Origin of the sequence: Streptomyces sp. FH025 (assembly GCF_017427025.1) — a bacterium.
Classification (GTDB): domain Bacteria; phylum Actinomycetota; class Actinomycetes; order Streptomycetales; family Streptomycetaceae; genus Kitasatospora.
In genome coordinates this window covers 1-4,234 of sequence record NZ_JAFLNG010000674.1, presented here as the reverse complement: position 1 = coordinate 4,234, position 4,234 = coordinate 1, and the positions used below count along the sequence as shown (strand labels likewise).

At 70.3% G+C, this 4,234-nt stretch carries 3 protein-coding genes; 1 reads left to right on the top strand and 2 read right to left on the bottom strand.

Annotated features, from left to right (window positions below; all coding sequences use genetic code 11):
* A partial coding sequence (locus J0670_RS31870; RefSeq protein ID WP_207815448.1) for a hypothetical protein occupies window positions 1-989 on the bottom strand: 989 nt, incomplete at its 3' end.
* Window positions 990-1,130: 141 nt separating this feature from the next.
* Between J0670_RS31870 and J0670_RS31865 the strand changes: the two genes are divergently transcribed.
* On the top strand, window positions 1,131-3,140 hold the full coding sequence (locus J0670_RS31865; protein WP_207815445.1) for a transglycosylase domain-containing protein: 2,010 nt from the start codon (window positions 1,131-1,133) through the stop codon (window positions 3,138-3,140).
* Between the two features lie 55 nt (window positions 3,141-3,195).
* Here J0670_RS31865 and J0670_RS31860 read toward each other — a convergent pair.
* On the bottom strand, window positions 3,196-4,234 hold a 1,039-nt coding region (locus J0670_RS31860), incomplete at its 5' end, for a hypothetical protein (protein ID WP_207815443.1).

The following is a 4,234-nucleotide window of genomic DNA, read 5'->3' as shown; positions in this document are numbered from 1 at the left end:
CGGCGGGCGAGCTCGTAGCCGAGGGCCTCGTAGTTGACCCGCCAGCCGCTGAAGTGCGGCCAGGCCTCCTCGGCCGGGCGTTCGCGAGGGAAGCCGGCGGCGGTGATCATCGCGACCGCGCCCAGGTACTCGGCGTAGGTGAGGCGGATCGGGGTGTCCGGGTCCGGGTCCGGGTCGAAGTCGATGCGCAGCGAGCGGGCGATGTCGCGCATCGCGGTGAAGCCGGCCCGGAGCACCAGCCGGGCCTCCGGCGGGGCCGAGCGCGGGCACAGGGCGAGGTGGAGGGCGGCCGCGTCCATGACGGCGATCAGGCCGACCACCCAGCTGCGGTTGGGCTGCGGGGAGCGGAACGAGAGCAGTACCGGGTAGTTGGAGTGGCTCTCGCCGATGTCGGCGGCCAGTCGCTCCCAGTCCCGGTAGAGCTGGGGGAGCGCGGTCTCGGTGTCGACGAGGGACTGGCGGGCCAGCAGCTCGGGGCCCCAGGCGGGCTCGCCGGCCCGGGACTGCAACAGCGTCACCTCGGTCTCGCGCCGCTGGTAGGCGGCGTAGAGGGTGGGCAGGTACGAGATCTGCAGGGCGATCACCAGCGGGCCGCTGGCGGCGGCCATGAAGTCGATCGCGGACAGCTGCAGCCGCTCGCCGCTCGCGTAGCCGAGGGTGAAGAGGCTGGACCCGGCCTCCCGGATCGACACCGACCAGCTGAAGTCGGACGTGCCGTGCAGCAGCAGCGTGTAGGCGGTCAGCAGCCCGCTGAGCCACATCCCGAGCATGCCGAGCAGGACGAGCGGCGCGAGCCAGGTCAGCGCCCGGTCCTGCGCCCGGTAGGTGCCGAAGGGCGTGGCCGAGAGCCGCAGCAGGGTGCGCAGTACCGCCCAGAGCCGGTACACGAGGGCGGAGTAGAGCCCGCGCGGGACGACCAGGGTTCGCAGGATGCTGCCGACGACGAGCAGGAGCAGCAGCACGCCGAGCACGGTGTGGATCAACCTCATGGCGTCATTCTGTCGGTGCCACCGTGCCGCTGTCGCGTGCGATATGACCATGATCACACCGGAATGGTGCTCCCGTGACACCCCTCTCGACGCGTCTAAACGAAGGGGAAGCTGTTTCGCGAGGCGATCGGAGACCTATCTGTGCGTGCTCAGCAAGGTGACGGCGGCGAGGAGGCGAAGCCCGGACGCCGGGGGCGGCGCCCGCTGCGGCGGATCGACTATCCGCGCAGAGGGCGGCGCGGGGTCCGCCGCTGGCTGCCGTCCTGGCGGCAGCTGCTCCTGGCGGCCGGGTCCGGGGCGGCGGTGCTGACGGGGTGGCTGGCCTGGTTCTACGCGACCACCGAGGTCCCCGACGACCTCAACGCCTTCGCCACCCAGCAGAACAACGTCTACTACTGGGCGGACGGCACCGAGATGGCGCGCGTCGGCGAGACCAACCGGCAGGAGGTCCCGCTCGACCGGGTGCCGGAGCCGGTGCAGTGGGCGGTGCTGGCCGCCGAGAACGAGACCTTCTACTCGGATCCGGGCATATCGTTCACGGGCATCAGCCGCGCCGTCCTCCAGATGGCCTCGGGAGGCGACACCCAGGGCGGCTCAACCATCACCCAGCAGTACGTCAAGAACATCTACCTGAACCAGCGCCAGGACGTCTCCCGCAAGCTCAGCGAGATCGTCATCGCGATCAAGCTGGACGAGCGGATGAGCAAGCGGGACATCCTGGCCGGCTATCTGAACACCAGCTGGTTCGGGCGCGGCAGTTACGGCATCCAGCGGGCCGCGGCGGCGTACTACGGCAAGGACGTCTCGCAGCTCGATCCGAGCGAAGGGGCCTTCCTGGCCGCGCTGTTGAAGGGGGCCGGGCAGTACGATCCGGCGATCAGCGAGGACAACCGCGAGCGGGTGGTGGAGCGGTGGTCCTGGATCCTGGACCGGATGGTGAAGGTCGGCAGGCTCACCCCCGAGGAGCGCGCCCGGTACACGGTGTTCCCCGAGCCCAGGCCCCAGCCGAAGGGGGCCGGGATGGGCGGCCAGGTCGGGTACCTGGTGGACATGGCCAGGGCCTACGTGGAGGGCCACAGCGACATCACCCCGGCCCAGTTCGACCTCGGCGGCCACCAGATCCGCACCACCTTCGAGAAGCCGAGGGTCGACGCCCTGGCGGCCGCCGTGCAGGAGGCCACCAAGGGGATCGACCCCGGCAGCCGCGAGGCCGACAGGCTCCTGAAGGTCGGCGCGGCCTCGGTGGCGTTCGACGGCAGGATCGTCGCGCTCTACGGCGGCCCCGACTACCTGAAGCAGGGCTTCAACAACGCCAACACCTCGACGGTGCCGATCGGTTCGGCCTTCACCCCGCTGGTGTACGCCGCCGGGCTCAGCCAGGGCGTGCAGCGCGAGCGGGGCGGCAACCGCACCCCGGTGACGCCCGCGACCACCTACGACGGCGACGACGGCGTGAACGTGATGACGCCCGAGGGCCCGTACTGGGGGCGGGACGGGAAGATCGTGAAGACCGCCAACGACGGCAAGAGGAACTGGGGCAAGGTCACCCTGCGGAGCGCGGTCGAGCAGTCCGTCAACGGGCCGCTGATGCAGCTCGGCATGGACGTCGGCCTGGACCGGGTGCAGAAGACCGCCGCGGACCTGGGCCTGCTCCCCGGTAGCATGGGCGAGTTGGTGCCCGCCTTCGGGGTCGGGAACTCTACGCCGAGCGCGATCCGCGCCGCCGACGCGTACGCCGCCTTCGCCAACGGCGGCAGCCACACCGACCCGTACTCCGTCCTGAGCGTCACCCGCAACGGCGAGCCGATCGCCTTGCAACTGCCGGCCGCCGTGCAGGCGCTGCCCAAGGCGGCAGCGGCGGAGGTGGACGCGGCGCTCAAGGGCTCGGTCCGCGGCGGGGCCGCCAAGGCCGTGGCGGAGGCGGGCCCGGACCTGGCCGCGAAGCCCGGCACCACCGTGGACCGTACGGCGGGCTGGTCCGTCGGTTACAGCGGGCAGCTGTCCACGGCGGTGACGGTTTTCCGGGCGGACCTCAAGGACATGAAGCTGCTGTCGCTGGAGGGTGTGGGCGGAGCCTCGCCGGACACTCCGGACTCCGAACTGCCCAGCCGGATCTGGTCGTTGTACATGAAGGCGGCGGGCGGGCGGTAGCCGGTCGGTAGGCGGTCCGCTGGGCCCGTGACGGTCACGGGCCCAGCGGGGCCGACTACTTGACCAGGCGCGACCAGTCGGCGGGCTGGCCCGGGTCCAACTGGCGCAGCTTGTCGAGCACCTTCGGGTCCTGGGCGTCCAGCCAGTCCGCGACCTGGCGGAAGGAGACGCAGCGGACGCCGTCGCGCTTGCAGACGCTCTTCATCACGTCCTCGATGGCCTGCATGTAGATGCCGCCGTTCCAGGTCTCGAAGTGGTTCCCGATGAACAGCGGGGCGCGGCTGCCGTTGTAGACCCGCTCGAAGCCGGCGAGGTAGCTGTCCCGGGTCTCCTTCTCCCAGGCGTCGTACTTCTTCGGGTCGCCGTTGGTGCTGTTCCCGGACTGGCCGGCGAGGAAGTTGAAGTCCATGGAGAGGCCCTGGGAGGACTTGGAGGCGAAGGGGAGCAGCTGCAACGGGAAGTTCCAGATGTCCCCCTTCTTGCCGGGCCAGACCTGGAACTCGCCGGGTGAGCTGGCGTCGTAGCGGAAGCCGGCCGCCTTCTCGGCGGTGAGCAGGTTCTTCTGGCCCTCCAGGCAGGGGGCGCGGCCGCCGACCAGCTCCTTGGTGTAGTCGAAGGGGAGTGGCGGGAGGTCCTTGTAGCCGGTGTTGGTCTTCCAGTTGGTGACGAAGGAGACCGACTGGTCGAGCTCGCTCTTCCACTCCTCCGCGCTCCAGTCGCCGCCGCCCTTGGCGCCGCAGAAGTGCCCGTTGAAGTGGGTGCCGATCTCGTTCCCGTCCAGCCAGGCCAGGCGCAGCTGTTCGAGGGTGTCCTTGATGTGGGCGTCGGTGGCGAAGTCGATGGAGGCCGCGCCGGGGTCGTGCTGGGGCGGGTGGTACAGGGAGCGCTTCGACTTCGGCAGGGTGTAGATGCCGGTCAGGAAGAAGGACATCTGGGCGTTGTTCTCGACGCCCAGCTTGCGGAAGCGGGAGAACAGGTGCTCGTCGCCCTCCAGTGCGCCGTCCCAGGAGAAGACGACGAACTGCGGCGGCTTCTCACCCGGTTTCAGCTTCTCGGGCTTGGACTGCTTGGGCTGCGGCCCGGTGTCGGAGGTC